We start from the raw sequence: 15,997 nt of genomic DNA, 5'->3' as shown, positions 1-15,997 counted from the left end.
ACTGTAGTGGCAGAAGTATCATTGGCTAAAATCAATCCTGAAGCCAATCACGAACATGTCTGCTTACTGGGTTGTGGGGTAACAACGGGTATCGGTGCAGTACATAACACGGCTAAAGTACAAGAAGGTGATAGTGTTGCGGTCTTTGGTTTAGGTGGTATTGGTTTGGCAGTCGTACAGGCCGCACGTCAAGCTAAAGCAGGGCGTATTATTGTGGTTGACATGAATCCAGATAAATTTGCGCTGGCAAAAGAGTTTGGTGCAACGGACTTCTTGAACCCTAAAGATTACGATAAACCAATCCAGCAAGTAATTGTCGAAATGACTGGCTGGGGTGTAGATCATTCATTTGAATGTATTGGTAACGTGAATGTGATGCGTGCAGCCCTTGAAAGTGCACACCGTGGCTGGGGACAATCCGTAATTATTGGTGTAGCTGGCGCAGGTCAGGAAATCTCTACCCGTCCATTCCAGCTTGTTACTGGTCGTAAATGGCTAGGTTCTGCCTTTGGTGGCGTAAAAGGTCGTACGCAACTTCCAGGAATGGTTGAAGATGCCATGAACGGTAAAATTCAATTAGAACCATTTGTGACACATACGATGGGCTTGGATCAGATCAATGAAGCCTTTGATCTAATGCATGAAGGTAAGTCAATTCGTACTGTAATTCATTACGAATAATTGCGTCAGACCTTATACTTTTCCATGCATGTGCATCATGAATGACATGCATGGAATCCTCTAAAACGGCACATCATCTGTAAAACAGATCTATCTGTGTAGGCATCGTTTATAGGTTCAATAAACCTGCCTACATTTTAAATCTTTATCACTATTCTCTGTGGAGAATGTAAGACTCTTTGTTTACTTGATTTCTCATGAAGTCTTGCTCAACATAGGTAATTGATTATGGAAATAATTGAGAAGCATGCTTCTTTTGGTGGATCGCAAGAAGTGTATCGCCATCAGTCAATAGCATTAAACTGTTCAATGAAATTCTCAATATATCTGCCACCTCATGACAAAGATGAGCGGTTGCCAGTTTTATATTGGTTATCAGGACTGACTTGCAACGAACAGAACTTTATTACTAAAGCCGGAGCACAAAAGTATGCGGCTGAACATAAAGTCATTATTGTTGCACCAGATACCAGCCCACGTGGAGAGGATGTACCAGATCATGCAGATTATGATTTAGGCCAAGGCGCAGGATTCTATGTGAATGCAACACAAGCACCCTGGTCGCAGCATTTCAAAATGTATGATTATATTGTGGAAGAGCTCAGAAATCTGATTGACCTGAATTTTCCGACCAATCAAGTCCAAAGTATTATGGGTCATAGCATGGGTGGTCATGGTGCATTAGTAATTGGATTAAAAAATCCTGAGCTGTATAAAAGTATTTCTGCTTTTGCACCAATTGTTGCACCTAGCCAAGTACCTTGGGGGAAAAAGGCTTTTACACACTACCTAGGTGAAACCGAAACTTTATGGAAAAGCTATGATGCGATTGAATTAATCAAAAACGCTGAAGTTCATTTACCTATTTTAGTCGATCAAGGAACAGCTGATGATTTTCTTGAAGAACAGTTAAGGCCTAAGCTTCTTAGTGATATTTGTTTGGAACAAGAATATCCTCTTACACTTAACCTAAGAGAAGGGTATGACCATAGCTATTACTTCATTGCGAGCTTTATAGAGAAACATATAGAGTTTCACAGCAAATTCCTAGCTAAATAACTTTCATAGATATGAGGATGTACAATATTGTTCTTGAATACTTCTTGAGCAATATAATTTCCAGATGAAGAGGTCAGCTTATAAATCTAAGGTAGAGTCAATTGATCCTTATATAAATAAGATTGAATTTAATCATCTCATATCTTGATTTTTTGATTCAAATGTTAATGATATTAACTTGAATAAATTCATAGCATTATGTCGAAATAAAAACCTAAATTTTGGCTCAGCTATGGGGATTTTTTTTAACTTTTATACAACAAAACTTTCTGACATGCATACATTAGCAATGTCAGATTCAGTTTGAATTCTAATCAATTATGGAGTTTTAGTCATGCTTAAAACAGCTTTATATGTCCGTCTTGAAGCTAAACCGGGTAAAGAAGACGAAGTGGAAGCTTTTCTTAAAGCCGGTTTACCTATTGTAATGGAAGAACCTGCGACAGTTGCGTGGTTTGGCCTTCGTCTTGGTCCTACAACATTTGGTATTTTTGATGCATTTCCTGATGAGGCGGGTCGCCAAGCGCATTTATCTGGCAAGGTTGCAGCTGCGTTGATGGCTCAGGCCGAAGAGCTATTTTCAGAGCCACCATCTATTGAAAAAGTAGATGTTTTGGCGAGTAAACTACCAGCTTAAACCTATGCTTAAATGTATGAGGGTGCTGTCTGAAATTTTGAATGTAAGGCAGCACTTCAACCCTATGATGTTTGTCAGAGGCTTTCTATTCAAGTTGGGCTACTTTATTTAATGGCTTAATGTCATCATTTACAAGGGTCAATATCCAAAACAGGGTAAATAAACGAATGCAACTATTTACACGCTTTATATTGAACCAATCTATCTAATTTACTGTCGCATTTGTACATCTGCTAAACCGTGCCAATCTGCTTTTAAAATATTTAATCATCGCTATTTTGTATGAGTCATTCACTGTTTTAGCTAATGCGTTCACGACCATGTCAGTAGTCATACGTGTTGATACCTTCCATCCAACAATCGCTCGTGAAAATACATCAATAATAAAAGTGGTATAGAACAAGCCTGAATTTGTTTAACCATAACTAAAGTCGGCAAGCTGAAATAATATTTATAAAAATAGACGACTGGTCTATTTTTATGTATAGTTAGCACATGGTGTAGTCAAAAGCCGCAGTGTTGCCCAATTTTTTAAAGTTTATTTGATGAATAACGGTGGTTTTTCAAATCAATTAACTGATTATCCTAGGATAAAAATATGCTGAATTTTAACTTTTATAATCCGACCCGTATTATTTTTGGTGGCGATACAATAGCTAAAATCAATGACTATGTGCCTACAGAAGCAAAAGTGTTAATGTTGTTTGGTGGTGAAAGTGCACGTAAGAATGGTACTTTAGCTGAAGTGCGTGAAGCATTAGGTGCAAGAGAAATTCATGAATTTGGCGGAATTGAGCCGAATCCGAGTTATGAAACCCTCATGAAAGCCGTAGAGCTGATTCGTGAACAAAAGATTGATTTCTTGATGGCTGTCGGTGGTGGATCGGTAATTGATGGTACTAAATTTATTGCAGCAGCAGTCAATTATACAGGGGATACATGGGAGATTTTAGAAACCCATGGTACTAAAATTACTCAAGCTTTGCCTTTTGCGAGTGTACTCACCCTTCCGGCAACTGGTTCAGAAATGAATAGCGGTGGGGTAGTCACCAGAAAATCGACCCAAGCCAAATTGTCATTTAGCAGTCCCCATGTTTTTCCGCAATTTTCCGTACTCGATCCGAATAAAACTTTTAGCTTGCCGACGCGCCAGTTAGCAAATGGCGTGGTCGATGCATTTATTCATGTCATGGAACAGTACTTAACTTACCCTGTCAATGCACAAGTACAAGATCGTTTTGCCGAAGGTCTATTGCAAACTCTGATTGAGATTGGACCGAAAATCTTGGACGATTCAGCAGATTATGACACGCGTGCGAATTTGATGTGGGCTGCTAGCATGGCACTGAATGGGCTAATTGGAGCTGGTGTACCACAAGATTGGTCAACCCATTTGATTGGACATGAGCTCACGGCTTTACATGGTATTGATCATGCTCGTACCTTGGCCATTGTGTTTCCGGCCAATCTACAAGTGCGTCGTCAAGAGAAGCGAGAAAAATTACTACAGTATGCAGCTCGTGTCTGGCAGATTGTCGAAGGTGATGAAGAACAACGTATTGATACTGTTATTGCTCGTACTCGAGCCTTCTTTGAGCAACTTGGATTGCCGACTCGTCTTAGCGATTATGGACTGGTGGAGACAGATATTGAGATCATCATTACGCAACTTAAATCACACAATCTTACACAGCTAGGCGAACATAAAACTGTTTCATTAGAGATCAGTCGCCAAATTCTCGCGACGAGCATCTAAGCTAAATGCGCGTATCTGGCATGCTTACGCCACACGGCAAGTGATCATGCAACAATGCTCCTCAATCCTGAAAATTATCGGAGAAATAACATGAAAATTTTAATCGTTTTAACCTCACATGATCAACTTGGCAATACTGGTAAGAAAACAGGTTTCTGGCTAGAAGAACTTGCTGCACCGTATTACACCTTTATTGACTCTGGTGCTGAAGTTACGCTGGCGTCACCTCAAGGTGGGCAGCCACCACTAGATCCGAAAAGTAATTTAGCAGAAGCACAAACTGAAACCACTCATCGTTTTGAAGCTGATCCAACTGCAATGCAAGCATTGGCACAGACGCATAAACTTAGCGAAATCTCTGTAACTGATTATGATGCAGTGTTTTATCCAGGCGGACATGGCCCATTGTGGGATTTAGCAGAAGATCCGATTTCAATTTCTCTGATTGAACAGGCGATTCAGTCTGGCAAACCTGTTGCAGCAGTGTGTCATGCCCCAGGTGTTCTTCGTCATGTGAAAGCGAGTAATGGAGCGCCTTTAGTTAGCGGTAAATTAGTGACTGGTTTCACCAATACTGAGGAGGCCGCTGTAGGTTTGACTGAAATTGTACCATTTTTAGTTGAAGACATGCTTAAAGAAAACGGTGGTCATTATTCTAAAGTGGATGATTGGCAAGTATATGTTCAAGTAGATGGCTTGCTGGTTACTGGACAAAATCCAGCATCTTCTGCTGCAACCGCTACAGCATTACTTCAATTGTTGAAATAAAGAGTAGCTAGTGTTTGTTGTGGTGCTTAGCAGCGAATAAACTTCTGACTCTGAGCAACTGGCGCAATAAGCAAAATAACCCTCACTTAATGGTGAAGGGCCTGAGTGAATAGCTTTCCTTCCTTTATTTTTCTATATACAGGAAGGAAGGTTATTTTTTAATTTAGATCAATTAAGCCATGATGACTTGGATACAATAAAATGAAAGCCAGCAAACTTTTTCAAAACTTAAGCTTAGGCCCTTATGTTTTGCAAAACCGTATTGTATTGCCACCATTAACGCGGTCGCGCAGTACTCAGCCAGGGAATATTCCAAATGAACTGATGGCAACCTATTATCAACAGCGTGCCGGGGCAGGATTTATGGTCACCGAAGGTACGCAAATCGAGCCACGTGGTCAAGGCTATGCTTGGACTCCCGGTATTTACAGCCCTGAACAGATTGCTGGATGGTGTAAAGTGACGGAAGCAGTGCATGCTAAAGGAGGCATTATTTTTGCACAACTTTGGCATGTTGGGCGTGTTTCACATACATCTTTGCAACCCGATCATGCATCACCGGTCGCGCCTTCGGCTATTAGGGCTGATAGTAATGTTAAAGTCTTTATTGAGACCGGGCCCAATGCGGGGGCCTTGGCTGATCCTTCAATGCCACGTGCTTTAAGCAATGCAGAAGTTAAAGAATTAGTGCAACTCTATGCTCAAGCAGCGCGTAATGCCTTGGCTGCTGGTTTTGATGGAGTTGAAATTCATTGTGCAAATGGTTATTTGGTGAACCAATTTATCTCTGCACATAGTAACCATCGTGAAGATGAATATGGTGGATCACTAAACAATCGTTTGCGTTTTTTACGTGAAGTAGTAGAGGCAGTTGCTGAGGTGGTTGGTGCAGATCGTTTAGGAGTGCGTTTTGCCCCGCTATTTGAAAGTACAGAGGAAGATCGTGTTTACATGGGGTTGGTTGAAGATGATCCACATGTCACTTATATTGAGGCAATAAAGATACTTGAAGAAGTTGGGATTGCCTATTTATCTATTGCAGAAGCTGATTGGGATAATGCACCAGAACTTCCTCATGATTTTCGTAGAGATGTCAGAGACACTTTCAGTGGTCGGATTATTTATGCAGGTCGATATACGGCAGAAAGAGGGACTCGAATTTTAGAGGCAGGTCTGGCCGATTTAATTGCATTTGGACGCCCATTTATTGCGAATCCAGATTTACCCGATCGAATCGCCAATGGCTGGCCATTGAATGCAGTAGATGCAAGCACTATGTATGGTGGGACGGAAAAAGGCTATATTGATTATCCGGCTTACGCAGATTAATATTGACTTAATGAGTTATTTTGCCAACCTTTGTGGTTGGCAAAATAACGATTTAGGATTGCTGTTGCCAGCACAATTTCTTCTTAAAACAAGTTCTTAAAATTTTTTAGCTGTGTAATGAGCCAACCTGCCAGTGGGAAAGAAATCAGTTGCGTTACTGGCACTAATACTATGACTTCAATCAACACCATCATCGGGAAACTTTGATGCTCAGTAATTGGCTTTAATAAAGTGAGTACCAGTAATAGTGTGGGATATAAACCTAAATATCCGACTAAAATACGAGTCATGAGGGCTTTAGGAGGAGAATTCATTGTGCGCTATACTCATGGATTGTTAATTGATCTAATAGCAACACAATAATAAGTAATCATTGGACTGCTATCATGAATTATTAATTTTGTAGTTGATATTTAATTTAATTTTTATGAATCTTCACTTTTTAATAGAAATTTAGTTGCACTCAGAGCTTGATGTAATGGTGTTTTATCTTTTTGCAACTTACTCAGTAATGCTGCACCTAACCACATTTGGTAAAGTACTTGTGCCAAGGTCGAGGCCTCAGTATCTGCTTGGATAGACTGATCCTGTTTTCCCAAATCAATTAAGCCAGCAATACGTTGGATTACATCATCGACGCCAGCGGACATAATGGAGCGCATATCTTCGGATAGATCGGCAACTTCTGCGGCAAGTTTCACAATTAAACAGCTATCCGCCCAACCACACTGTGTTTCAGGATCTTCTATCCATAAATTAAAATACTCAATCAGCTTTTGATAAGGGGATTTATCACTACGCCATACATCATTTAAACGGACTTGGTAATTGTCTACATAATGCTGTACCAATTCACATCCGAAAGCTTCCTTGGATTGGAAATAATGATAAAACGAGCCTTTAGGGATTTCACAGCTCTGTAAAATTTCCTGTAATCCTACGCCAGTAAAACCTTTATGCAAAATCAGGTCTGAACTGGTGTTAAGAATGTGTAAGCGCTTCGCTTCAGACTTTTTAATAGGAGTAGGCTTCATATTAATTATTTACTCTATTGTAAAAAATAGACCAGTCGTATTGTTTTTTATTATAACTCATCTACAATGGATGTAAAGAAATTTTAATCATAATTTTTGATTGTGAAGAGAAATACTTCTAAATAAAACATGGAGTTATATGTGTGAAAACAGTTATTAATCAACGCATCGTTTTAGCTAAACGGCCAGTGGGTGAGCCAAAACACAGCGATTTTCGTATTGAACAAGTTGAACTCAATGAACTTAAACAAGGCGAGATATTGTTAAAAACCATTTACTTGTCACTCGATCCTTATATGCGTGGTCGCATGAGTGACGCTCCTTCATATGCAGCACCGGTTGAAATTGGCGAAGTGATGATCGGTGGAACAGTCAGTCAAGTGGTGGCCTCTAAAAACCCAAAATTCAAAGAAGGCGAGTGGGTTCTTTCAGGAAATGGCTGGCAGGGCTACGCAATTTCTAATGGGACTGCATGTCAAAGCTTAGGTATGCAACCTGAACATCCATCTTGGGCATTGGGTATTTTGGGAATGCCAGGATTTACTACTTATATGGGGTTGTTGGACATTGGTCAGCCTAAAGCTGGTGAAACTTTGGTCGTTGCCGCTGCAACGGGACCTGTTGGTGCTACGGTTGGACAGATTGGCAAAATTAAAGGTTGTCGCGTGGTTGGCATCGCAGGTGGGCCTGAAAAATGTCGTTATGCAGTAGAAGAACTCGGCTTCGATGCTTGTATCAATCATCATGATGAAAATTTTGCAGAACAATTACAACAAGCAGTTCCCAACGGTATTGATATTTATTATGAGAATGTAGGGGGTAAAGTGTTTGATGCGGTATGGCCATTGCTTAACTCTGCGGCACGTGTACCGGTGTGTGGTGTGGTTTCCCAGTATAACGCTACCGAGCAAGCACAAGGCCCAGACCGTTTACCGGGCTTTATTTCCACCCTTTTAAAAAAGCGTATTCGCATGCAAGGCTTTATTATTTTTGATGATTATGGCAGTCAGTATCCGGAATTCTATCAGCAAATGTCTGAATGGTTGAAAGACGGAAAAATCAAATATAAAGAGCATATGGTGCAAGGTTTAGATAACACGATCAATGCTTTCAATAGTATGTTGAAAGGCGAAAACTTTGGCAAAGTCGTTGTAAAAATTTAAAAATTAAAAAATTTAGGAATTATCATGATTACACTACATCATTTAGATCAATCACGTTCTTTTCGCATTTTGTGGTTACTTGAAGAAATCAAGCAGCCCTATGAGCTGAAACGCTATTATCGTGACTCAAGCACGCATTTGGCCCCTGACTCTTTAAAAACCATTCACCCTTTAGGGAAATCTCCAGTATTGGAATGGGATGGCAAAGTTATTGCAGAGTCAGGAGCAATCGTTGAGTTATTAATTCAGCAACTTGCGCCGCATTTAGCACCAGATATGGATGAACCTACCTATGTCGATTATCTACAGTGGATTCATTTCTCAGAAAGCTCTGCCATGCTGCCATTTTTGTTAAAAACGTTTAATGCGATAGAAACCAAGCAGGGTACGAAGTTGGTATTTCTAGAAAATTATACTCAAGTTGAGTTCGATAAAGTATTTAGCTATTTAAATGAATATTTAAAAGATAAAGAATTTCTAGTCGCAGACCGTTTAACCGGTGCTGACTTTATGATGGGCTTTGGATTACATGCTTTAGTTCATCATATGGGACAAGGTGAAAATTATCCCCATATCCAACGTTATGTAGCAGGTTTAAGCCAACTACCTAGCTGGCAAGCCGCAGTACAAATTGAACAAAATGGTGTGAAAAGTCAAAAATAGCAAGATTGATTTTTAAAGGCAATTTAGAAAAAGAGTCGTGATTGACAAGTACATCTAGTTAAAAAATAAGCTGACACTTATTTAAATTAAACGCCCAATGAATTTCATCGGGCGTTCTCTATTTTAAAGATAACGAATTACCATTATTTAAGACAAGTTTCGCCTGTTCTTCCACTGTAAATTCTTATCAAAAGAGATTAAATATCATGACGGTTACGTTGAAAGATATAATCAACTTTTGAAAGAAAGAAACGTGACTAACGCACAGCAAGATTAAATTATTCCTCGGGGTATTAAACAAGTAATCTATATCATTTTACTGACATAAACACATATACGTAAAAATCACGCCCCAGTTTAACTGGCAATAGTTTTTGAACCCTTGTATAAAACTTAAACGAATCTAGCAAGTCCTTATTTAATGTTAATACTCATCCAGTATTGAGGTTTTTTATCTTTTCTTGCCTGTGATCTAGGTTGAAATACTCTAATTTCATACTCACCTGAAGCAGGTAAAATATAAATACCATTATTATCAAGCTCTGGAGAATATTCTCCAAGATTGATGGAGTCTTTTAATTGATTACCCCATAAGTAAGTTTCAACATTTCCTCCAGTCAACGTCACTTTTAACTTTTGCCCTTTTTTAGCATAAAATTTGTAGGAATCATACTTGTATCCATCTATCCTTCCGTAATAATTTGCAGAGTAAGCTTTTTTTGCAAACTTAACTACAACAGTCTTTCGTATATCATTGTTATCATTTGCAAGTACGGCAGGGCTAAGCATAGTTAAAGTTAGGGCCATAAAAGCTCCAGCTAGTAATTTTGTATTTACTATTTCCATAACGTTATCTTAATAATTGTATACCTCACTACATAATAACATATGAACCGTTGATCCTAGACAGTATTGTGGACAACTGATACCTCTAAATTTTTGAAATATTTCTATTCAAAGGCTTCGCTTCTGGGCTTAACCAGCCGTTTGCAGAATGTCTTCTGACCCGATTATAATAAATCGAAATATAGTCAAACAGACAGCATTCACTTCTTTTCGAGTCGAAAAAACGCTCCCATGTACCACGTGACCTTTTAACGTATGGAAGAAGCTTTCAGTCACTGCATTATGCCAAAACTTGGGTTATAACTAGTTGAAAGTAATTACTATATTTTAAGCGGCTTATTAGTTTATTTAGCAGATATTAATTTGACTTCTGAAGCTAAAACAGTTGATGGTAAACGTTTCCGTAAAGATGGCCGTACGCGTACTATCTTTGAAAATTGTACTGAATCAACCATGCTGTACCGTTCATTAGCTAAAGCATTTTATAAAGATGTACCCATTGTTTCAGAAACAGCAAGACTACTTGGAATTTCATCTAGACTCTTTCCAATTGACACAAGAAATCCAAAGCAGGGACATTAGCGGGTACACAACAATATTTACCCTATCTCGTTGCGCTGCTTGAAGAGAATAAAAAGCTAAAACAACAACTCAAAACTGCTGAAATGGAAAGAGAATCCCTAAAAAAAGCAGTAGCGTACTTTGGCAAGGAAAATTAGTGAGGTAAGCTTATATGAAAGAGCATAAAAAAATAGATATCCAACGACGATGATGGCTAGACTACTAAAATTTTCAATATCAAGGTTTTATGATTGGCTTAAACAAGGTTTAAGCCAACGAAAGATTCAAACATATCAGCAGACTATCTTGGTCAAAATCGCCCATCAAGAAACTAAAGAAAGTTATGGCCATATTCGCTTAACGAGATACTTACAATCACAAGGCATTCAAATTAGCGCGTATGCAGTCCGTTGTATCAAAAGGTTAAATCAATTGTATTGTAAGTGCCATAAGCGTTTTAAATGAACTAGGAATAGTGACCACAAGCGTTCTGTCTACGATAATTTGCTAGATCAACAATTTTCAATGGAAACCCCGAATCAAGCATAGGTCAGTGACATAACGTACATTTGGACAGCCGAAGGACAGTTATATCGAGCAGCTTTAAAAGACCTTTGTACTAAACAGGTAGTTGCTTATAACTTAAGTGAACGGATGACAGCCCAACTTATTTGCAATGCTCTCAGCATGGCTGTTGGCAATCATAAACCATCTCGAAAATTAATCGTTCACTCGGACAGAGGAAGCCAATATTGTAGCCATGAATATCGCAATATGATTGAAAAATATGGATTTCAGGCTTCGATGAGTATAAAAGGCGATTGCTACAATAATGCACCAAATCAAATGGCAGAGGACTTTTACAAGTTGCCTGCCTAGAATCTCCTAAGTAAGAGTGTCCTGTTAATCCAGCAAACATCAATTCCCGATAAGCCGAAAAGTCCGAAGCAAAGAGATAAATTGAGTTTATAAAACTAGGTGTTTTCTCCCCCCAAAAAAAAGCCACTGGATTTCCACCTATGCCTATACAACTCTAAATCTGCTACAATTATGCCAATTTTGAATTCCCACTTTTTCAGTTTTAGTACATATTTAGAAATGTGTACATAACTGTGTACATATTGTAGATTTTTCTTATGTTTAAAGATGAATTAGCTAGAGAAGTAAAGGCTCGTAGGACTTTTGCTATTATTTCCCACCCCGATGCCGGTAAAACCACCATGACAGAAAAACTGTTGTTATGGGGTAAAGCGATTCAGGTTGCAGGGATGGTAAAAAGCCGTAAATCTGATCGTGCAGCTACATCTGACTGGATGGAAATGGAAAAAGAACGTGGTATTTCGATCACCACGTCTGTTATGCAGTTCCCATATAAAGGTCACACGATTAACTTACTCGATACACCGGGGCACGAAGACTTCTCGGAAGATACTTATCGTACCCTTACTGCTGTTGACTCTGCACTAATGGTGATTGACGGTGCAAAAGGTGTCGAAGAACGTACCATCAAATTGATGGAAGTGTGTCGTATGCGTGACACACCAATTATTTCATTCGTCAACAAAATGGACCGCGAAATTCGTGAGCCACTTGAGTTGTTAGATGAAATTGAAAACGTCTTAAACATTCGCTGTGTACCAATTACATGGCCACTTGGTATGGGCCGTGACTTTGCTGGTGTATACAATATTCTTGAAGATAAATTGTATGTCTACAAAGCAGGTTTTGGTTCAACCATTACCGATATTGAAGTACGTGATGGCTATGATCACGCCGATATTCGTGAAAAAGTTGGTGAGTTAGCTTGGGCTTCTTTTGAAGAGTCGCTTGAGCTTGTACAAATGGCAAATGAGCCATTAGACCGCGAACTATTCTTACAAGGTAAACAAACTCCGGTTTTATTTGGTACAGCATTAGGTAACTTTGGTGTTGACCATGTTCTTGATGCATTTATGAACTGGGCACCTGAACCTAAAGCTCACCCAACGCAAGAACGTGTGGTTGAAGCGAAAGAAGAAGGTTTTTCTGGTTTTGTATTTAAAATTCAAGCCAACATGGACCCTAAACACCGTGACCGTATTGCCTTCATGCGTATTTGTTCAGGTAAATACGAGAAAGGCCTGAAAATGAATCACGTACGTATTGGTAAAGAAGTTCGTATTAGTGATGCGTTGACTTTCCTTGCAGGCGAGCGTGAGCACTTAGAAGAAGCATGGCCGGGCGATATTATTGGTTTACACAACCACGGTACAATCCAGATTGGTGATACTTTCACTAGCGGTGAAAACTTGCACTTCACAGGTATTCCTCACTTCGCGCCGGAAATGTTCCGCCGTGTACGTTTGAAAGACCCATTAAAGTCAAAACAGTTGCAAAAAGGTTTGAAAGAGTTGTCTGAAGAAGGTGCAACTCAGGTATTTATGCCACAAATTAGCAATGATTTGATCGTGGGAGCTGTGGGTGTACTTCAGTTTGACGTTGTTGCTTACCGTTTGAAAGAAGAATATAAAGTTGACTGTGTTTATGAGCCAGTAAGTGTAAATACGGTACGCTGGATTCATTGTGATGATGAAAAGATTCTTAATGAGTTTAAGAAAAAGGCACATGACCAACTTTCTATTGATGGTGGCGGACACTTAACGTATCTTGCGCCAAGCCGAGTGAACTTGCAGATTATGCAAGAGCGTTGGCCTGATATTGAGTTCCGTAGCACACGTGAACACTAATCATGTAAATGTGACAAACAGCTTCGAATAGAAGCTGTTTTGTTTTGAAAAATAAGAAAGGATGATGAAATGAACTTGAGTAAAAAGACAATTATTGCGCTTGTGGCTGCAGCCATAGCTCTAATTTTGGCTATTTGTGTATTTGTCTGGAAAAAGCCTCAGTCTTCATCATCTTCTCAAGAAAATTCAGCTTCTACTCAAGACCATCCGGTTGAGAAAGCAGAGGTTTTACCTTATTTAAATTTGACCGAAACCAAAGCAAATTATGCAGTGCCGTTTTGTGAAAAGAAAAATTGTATTGATGTCGATATTCAAACCATAAAAACCCAAGATGCGTGGTTAAATAGCTGGATTGAAAAAAATCAGGCGAAAGTTATTCAGGCTCAAATTAATTTGAAAAAAGATTTAAGCCTTCAACAAGCGATTAATGCTTACGTGAAAAAGTCGGATGAATGGCAAGATAAGTATTCTAAAAATCGTGCTTATGAATTACACATTCGTACACGCATTGCCTCGCAGCGTAACCAGTATGTGTTATTGCAATTGGCTTTAGACAGTAAACAAGAAGAAATCACAATAAAAGATCGTTATTATTTTTTCGTGGCTGATCGTAAACTTCATAAAAACTTAACGTTGCTTGATGTGCTTAAAAAAGACCAGCAACCGACAGTACATCAAATTGTTCAAACTGCGTATCAGGACTGGTTGAAAAAGCAAACTGCCGATGTCAAAAAACAAGCCCCAAAAACTTTATATTGGGGACAAGCTGACTGGTTCTTTGATGGGGAAGGGGTAGGTTTGCACTATCAGGCAAATCAGATTACGAAAGATGCGCCTCAACTTGATATTTATTTAACAACAGAACAAACGAAAAAAATATTGCAACCTCAGGTTTATGAACAAATGTTTTAAGTTGGTAGCAGAATTTGCAACCTACTTGTAGATGCGCTAACTTCATATGAGTTATGCATAATCTTCTCAGAATAAAGGCAAAATATGATGTTAACTTCTAAGGCTTCGCTACGTTTAACGCTACTTGCTTCTGCGATATTTTTGGTGGCATGTCAGCCTAAAAGTGATCCTAAAGAGTCGGAAGATCAGCAAAAATCGGCTGTGGTTGAACAAAAGCCTGTAGAACTGACTTTGAAAGGGGAAACAGTTCCAAGTAAAGTGACTTTACCGGATTGTGATGGTAAAACTTGTCCCGAATTTACGGTAGAACGCCTACAAAGTAATTTCCCTTTTATTGATAAGATTATTGATCAACAAGTTTTAAAAGCACTCGGACAGATTCTTGAAATTGCAGAACCAGATGCAAAAGCAGCACAAGCTGATAAGAAGACAGAAGCTTCAACAGCTGCCGCTACAGAGCAACAAGATAGTTTCGATGCTCAGGTTCAGCGCTATGCAAATTCATTTATTGATTTGGACAATGAGTTAAAGGCTCTAAGTAGTAATCACCAAATTAATCTGTTGGTGAAACCTAAAATCATACAGTCTCAAGGTAAAGTCGTAACCGTTGTTGTAAATAGTAGTAGCTATTTAGGCGGGGCACATGGCTCGGCAGCGCAGCAATATTATAATTTTGATTTAAAGAAAGAAAAGCAGGTCAAGCTTGAAGACTTGTTACGTCCAGAGAAAAAAGCGGCTTTAGAAAAATTAGCACATGAAGCGTTTAAAGCTTGGGTGACAGACTCAAAACTTGCAAATAGTGTGAGTGAATATGAGCAAGCTTGGCCGTTTAAACTCACAGAAAATTTCCTGTTAGGTGATCAGGGCTTGATTCTTCAATATGGCGAATATGAAATTGGACCTTATGTGGTCGGGCTACCTCGTTTAGTTATTCCATATGACCAATTACAAGATGTATTGAAAGAAGAATATTTGCCGCAGCCTAAAGCTAAACCAGCTTCGACACCTGCCGTAAAAAGTACCAGCTAATGCATCTGTTTGATACTCACACCCATTTTGATGTTGCCGATTTTGATGAAGATCGGCAGCAATTAGCACTTGAAGCTAAAAAAGTGGGTGTAGATGCTTTGGTATTAATAGGCTTTTTACAGTCACGTTTTGATGATTTGGTACACACTCATCATCAGCTCAAGCAGTGGGAGAATGTACCTACTTCTTATTTAGCGCCGGGGTTACATCCGTTTTATATTGAGCAGCACAGACCAGAGCATCTTTCTCATCTTGAACAGATTTTGCAGCAAGAAGACTGCGTCGCAATAGGAGAAATCGGCTTAGATACCTTCTTAAAGGAACACAAGCAGCCCGATATATATGCCAAGCAAAAACAGTATTTTGCTGATCAGTTAGATTTGGCAACTCAATACCAAAAACCGGTGTTGCTTCATATACGGAAAGCACATGGTGATGTGCTCGCACTATTAAAAGCGCATAAGTTTAAACTCGGTGGCATTGCTCATGCCTTTAGTGGTGGAGTAGAGGAGGCAAAAGGCCTGATTAAGCTTGGTTTTAAAATTGGTGTGACGGGACAAATCACGAATCCCAATGCGAAAAAGCTTCATACGGTTGTGCAGGCTATAGGTGCTGAGCATTTAGTGATTGAAACAGACTGTCCTGATATGACGCCACTTTGCTGTCAAACTTCAACTGAGCAGCGTACTCGAAATACGCCTGTGAATTTACCTTATGTACTAAAAAGTTTGGCTGAAAATTTAAATATGGCAGAGTCAGAATTAGCAGATTTGCTGTGGAAAAACTCTTTATCTGCTTTGAAATTATCGTAATAAAAATCAAAGATTAGAAAT

At 39.1% G+C, this 15,997-nt stretch carries 15 protein-coding genes and 3 pseudogenes; 13 read left to right on the top strand and 5 right to left on the bottom strand.

Translation table 11 applies throughout. The annotated features are described in order from the left end of the window. From AC6BYQ_RS21975 to AC6BYQ_RS21965, 3 genes are all read left to right on the top strand, one after another. On the top strand, positions 1-681 hold a 681-nt coding region (locus AC6BYQ_RS21975), incomplete at its 5' end, for a zinc-binding dehydrogenase (RefSeq protein WP_498057525.1). Between the two features lie 228 nt (positions 682-909). Further along, positions 910-1,740 (top strand): S-formylglutathione hydrolase, encoded by an 831-nt coding sequence (fghA, locus tag AC6BYQ_RS21970; RefSeq protein ID WP_000402510.1) that lies wholly within the window; start codon positions 910-912, stop codon positions 1,738-1,740. Between the two features lie 334 nt (positions 1,741-2,074). Then, positions 2,075-2,377 (top strand): putative quinol monooxygenase, encoded by a 303-nt coding sequence (locus AC6BYQ_RS21965; protein ID WP_000920558.1) that lies wholly within the window; start codon positions 2,075-2,077, stop codon positions 2,375-2,377. A gap of 85 nt (positions 2,378-2,462) precedes the next feature. Here the strand turns inward: AC6BYQ_RS21965 and AC6BYQ_RS21960 are convergent. Next, a pseudogene (locus tag AC6BYQ_RS21960) lies at positions 2,463-2,792 on the bottom strand (IS3 family transposase); the annotation flags it as partial. Positions 2,793-2,975: 183 nt separating this feature from the next. Between AC6BYQ_RS21960 and AC6BYQ_RS21955 the strand changes: the two are divergent. The 3 genes from AC6BYQ_RS21955 (at position 2,976) to AC6BYQ_RS21945 (ending at position 6,230) form a co-directional block, all read left to right on the top strand. Then, positions 2,976-4,133 carry an iron-containing alcohol dehydrogenase gene (locus tag AC6BYQ_RS21955; protein WP_000931664.1) on the top strand — a complete coding sequence of 386 codons (1,158 nt, stop codon included), beginning with the start codon at positions 2,976-2,978 and terminating at the stop codon, positions 4,131-4,133. 90 nt (positions 4,134-4,223) lie between these two features. Then, complete coding sequence (locus AC6BYQ_RS21950) at positions 4,224-4,901, top strand: type 1 glutamine amidotransferase domain-containing protein (protein WP_000697981.1); 678 nt, start codon at positions 4,224-4,226, stop codon at positions 4,899-4,901. A 201-nt stretch (positions 4,902-5,102) separates the two neighbouring features. After that, complete coding sequence (locus AC6BYQ_RS21945) at positions 5,103-6,230, top strand: alkene reductase (protein ID WP_000647816.1); 1,128 nt, start codon at positions 5,103-5,105, stop codon at positions 6,228-6,230. A gap of 83 nt (positions 6,231-6,313) precedes the next feature. On the opposite strand, the gene AC6BYQ_RS21940 is transcribed toward AC6BYQ_RS21945, so the two are convergent. Together AC6BYQ_RS21940 and AC6BYQ_RS21935 are read right to left on the bottom strand one after the other, a co-directional pair. Then, positions 6,314-6,544 carry a hypothetical protein gene (locus tag AC6BYQ_RS21940; RefSeq protein ID WP_001087955.1) on the bottom strand — a complete coding sequence of 77 codons (231 nt, stop codon included), beginning with the start codon at positions 6,542-6,544 and terminating at the stop codon, positions 6,314-6,316. A 111-nt stretch (positions 6,545-6,655) separates the two neighbouring features. Continuing rightward, positions 6,656-7,264 (bottom strand): TetR/AcrR family transcriptional regulator, encoded by a 609-nt coding sequence (locus AC6BYQ_RS21935; RefSeq protein WP_000805352.1) that lies wholly within the window; start codon positions 7,262-7,264, stop codon positions 6,656-6,658. A 137-nt stretch (positions 7,265-7,401) separates the two neighbouring features. Here AC6BYQ_RS21935 and curA point away from each other — a divergent pair, with 137 nt between their 5' ends. Together curA and AC6BYQ_RS21925 are read left to right on the top strand one after the other, a co-directional pair. Next, the gene (gene curA / locus AC6BYQ_RS21930; protein WP_498057526.1) at positions 7,402-8,427 is read left to right on the top strand and encodes an NADPH-dependent curcumin/dihydrocurcumin reductase; all 1,026 of its coding nucleotides are present in this window, start codon (positions 7,402-7,404) and stop codon (positions 8,425-8,427) included. A 24-nt stretch (positions 8,428-8,451) separates the two neighbouring features. Then, complete coding sequence (locus AC6BYQ_RS21925) at positions 8,452-9,090, top strand: glutathione S-transferase family protein (protein ID WP_000631289.1); 639 nt, start codon at positions 8,452-8,454, stop codon at positions 9,088-9,090. 414 nt (positions 9,091-9,504) lie between these two features. On the opposite strand, the gene AC6BYQ_RS21920 is transcribed toward AC6BYQ_RS21925, so the two are convergent. Both AC6BYQ_RS21920 and AC6BYQ_RS21915 read right to left on the bottom strand, forming a co-directional pair. Then, positions 9,505-9,936, bottom strand: a complete 432-nt coding sequence (locus tag AC6BYQ_RS21920) for a PPC domain-containing protein (protein WP_000407077.1) — start codon at positions 9,934-9,936, stop codon at positions 9,505-9,507. A gap of 56 nt (positions 9,937-9,992) precedes the next feature. Then, positions 9,993-10,224, bottom strand: a pseudogene (locus AC6BYQ_RS21915) (IS3 family transposase); the annotation flags it as partial. 213 nt (positions 10,225-10,437) lie between these two features. Between AC6BYQ_RS21915 and AC6BYQ_RS21910 the strand changes: the two are divergent. The 5 genes and pseudogenes from AC6BYQ_RS21910 to AC6BYQ_RS21890 form a co-directional block, all read left to right on the top strand. After that, positions 10,438-11,337, top strand: a pseudogene (locus AC6BYQ_RS21910) (IS3 family transposase); the annotation flags it as partial. A 296-nt stretch (positions 11,338-11,633) separates the two neighbouring features. Further along, positions 11,634-13,223 carry a peptide chain release factor 3 gene (locus tag AC6BYQ_RS21905; RefSeq protein WP_032014132.1) on the top strand — a complete coding sequence of 530 codons (1,590 nt, stop codon included), beginning with the start codon at positions 11,634-11,636 and terminating at the stop codon, positions 13,221-13,223. A 69-nt stretch (positions 13,224-13,292) separates the two neighbouring features. After that, positions 13,293-14,135, top strand: coding sequence for a hypothetical protein (locus AC6BYQ_RS21900; protein ID WP_031986018.1), 843 nt, complete (start codon positions 13,293-13,295; stop codon positions 14,133-14,135). 84 nt (positions 14,136-14,219) lie between these two features. Continuing rightward, on the top strand, positions 14,220-15,164 hold the full coding sequence (locus AC6BYQ_RS21895; protein ID WP_498057523.1) for an RsiV family protein: 945 nt from the start codon (positions 14,220-14,222) through the stop codon (positions 15,162-15,164). Next, positions 15,164-15,976 (top strand): TatD family hydrolase, encoded by an 813-nt coding sequence (locus AC6BYQ_RS21890; RefSeq protein WP_000550002.1) that lies wholly within the window; start codon positions 15,164-15,166, stop codon positions 15,974-15,976. Before AC6BYQ_RS21895 ends, AC6BYQ_RS21890 begins: the two co-directional genes overlap by 1 nt. Positions 15,977-15,997: the final 21 nt, after the last annotated feature.

The organism is Serratia sp. LTN-2, from assembly GCF_059740205.1.
The sequence above is the reverse complement of the archived record's forward strand: the minus strand, read 5'-3'. Positions and strand labels throughout refer to the sequence as shown.